The sequence below is a fragment of the Planococcus sp. RAB007_Raresut genome (genome assembly GCF_057369535.1).
The window spans coordinates 1-271 of record NZ_JBXYIF010000111.1 but is presented as its reverse complement, the minus strand read 5'-3'; the positions used below and the strand labels follow the sequence as shown (position 1 = coordinate 271).

Genomic DNA, 271 nt, shown 5'->3' with positions numbered 1-271 from the left:
GTCCGAAGCGTCATATGGCTTAAAGAGAAGATCATCCATCGACACATCAATCGGTACATCCGTGTAAATGGTCGCCAACTGTTTCGACATTTTCGCTTCTTGTTCATTCGCCTCTACTTTTTCCTTTTGCTTCCCTTTCAACTCATCCGTATGTTCGTAAAGGGCCTCGACGGTACCGTATGTGGCAATCAACTTCAGTGCCGTCTTTTCCCCGACCCCTGGAATACCAGGAATGTTGTCAAATTTATCTCCCATTAATCCTTTTAGGTCA

1 protein-coding gene is annotated in these 271 nt (G+C 45.0%); it reads right to left on the bottom strand.

The window, feature by feature from the left end; all coding sequences use genetic code 11:
* Positions 1-271 (bottom strand): 5'-3' exonuclease (locus AC2Q9J_RS17935; RefSeq protein WP_499042037.1); only part of this gene is annotated, 271 nt, incomplete at both ends.